We start from the raw sequence: 1932 nt of genomic DNA, 5'->3' as shown, positions 1-1932 counted from the left end.
TTCGATATTCATATGTTCTCTCATCTTTTCAGGATACTTTTCTTTATTCAATTTCCAAAACTTTGGATAATTATCTTCAAATATTTGTTTTATAGTAATCTTATTTTTTCTTATGATTTAATCATCTCATATTTCTATTGAATTTTCCACCTAATTTTCATCTAAAATGTTATCTAAAATGTTATCCACAGCGGTTTCCGCAAGCTGTTTCCTATATAATGAAAAATAAAAGTAAAATACATTGAGAAGTACTCTATAATGTATTTTACTTTTAACATTGTATAGCAAAGTTCTTTCAATGGACAGCGATGTAGTTAGACACTGTTCAATTTCCACCGACCTTATCATTGTCCATGTTTTTGTTACTATTGCTAGGTTCTATCTTGTAAGTAACATCAATACGGTCAGAGTAAATTAATATTTCCTGAACAAATGCTTCAATAACTTTCCTTTTAACTTCTGGATACTCTCTTTTGAGGCTTTCCTTAGAGGCTAGGAGGAATCTTTTTAACTATTTCAGCTTCTATACTATTTATTACATAAGTCTTATCAGGAGCTACATCAATAGCTCCATTAGGTTTACATTGCAAGGCAGTAACCTTAAAATTTATTGTATCCTTGTTTTCATATAATCGGTATAATCATTATTAGAATCTAAATTCGGATCACATTCATTTAACTCAGGAATAAACGTAGAAAGGATTTGAATAATTGTTGTTATTCCTAATACTGATTGTGTTAATGGATGATTTTTAATAGTAATAACCATTGGGTTATCAATTTTATCTTCGCTAGCATTAATCATAATTACTTTATCTGTTTTATTTTTTAAGTATTCGAATGTCTTTTCTGTTAATTCTTTGCATATATGTTCACTATTAAGTAAAATCACAGTGCTATTTTTATTGATAGCACGATGCATTCCATGAGAGAATTCTTCAATATCATTGAACATCGTAGGTATGCACATTGTTTCCATTAATTTTAATTGTCCTTCTAATGCAGTGCCATAGTTCATTCCACAACCAATAACAAACCCATTTTTTATATTTTCTCCAAATTTTGTTGTTTCACACCATTTAATAATTGTTTTAGTGATATCTGCTAACTCATCGACACAATTTTTTAATTCATCAAAAATTTTATTTGATTGTTGTTTATCCATGCATCCTTTTTTTAATCCAATAGCAATACTTAAAAGCATAAGAATCATTAACGTACAACTATATCCTTTTGTTTTTGCATTACTATTTTCCACTCCACAATTAAGGGGTAATTGAATATCAGATAATTTATCTAAGGGTGAATCTTTAATAGCTGTAATTCCTAATACTGAAAATCCAAGATATTTGGCTTTTTTAACTGCCTCTATAGTTCCACGACTTGTTCCTGTTTGAGAGATCGCTATTAGTAATGTTTTTGAGCGTTCTTCATAACTTATGGTTGTACAATTGTACAAAAAATTTGCTGGTGTATAACAATAAACACGAACATTTGCATAACGAGATAAAAAATCTGAAACAGCTATTGCCGCATTGTTAGAACTACCATGAGAAACAAAATAAATCGTTTCCACTTCTTGTTCAATATTATCAATTATTTTCTGAATGTCCTCACGTAATAATATGTTTTTCAATAACGTCGTTTCTTCGTTGATATAATGCCACATAATGCTTTTTTTCATAAAGTACGCCTCCAATTATTTTTTATATACCACATATGTATTATAAATACATATGTGGTTTAAGTGGTATATAATATACACCACTTATATAATATATATACCACTTGTACTATAGAAATGCAAGCATTTATGACTATTTGTTGATTTACACTTTATCTTATCCTAAGTTTTACAAATTAATTTATCTAGTTAAATCATGGATTTGCACATATATTTATCCGATTTACATAATAATTTAACCGGAATTT

1 protein-coding gene is annotated in these 1932 nt (G+C 28.3%); it reads right to left on the bottom strand.

Annotated elements, in window-relative coordinates:
• Positions 1 to 607: 607 nt before the first annotated feature.
• On the bottom strand, positions 608 to 1684 hold the full coding sequence (locus tag KPL38_RS19070; RefSeq protein ID WP_216290714.1) for an SIS domain-containing protein: 1077 nt from the start codon (positions 1682 to 1684) through the stop codon (positions 608 to 610).
• Positions 1685 to 1932 lie beyond the last annotated feature (248 nt).

Origin of the sequence: Clostridium psychrophilum, assembly GCF_018861705.1 — a bacterium.
Classification (GTDB): Bacteria; Bacillota; Clostridia; order Clostridiales; family Clostridiaceae; genus Clostridium_AD; species Clostridium_AD psychrophilum.
This window is presented reverse-complemented; position numbering and strand designations above follow the sequence as displayed.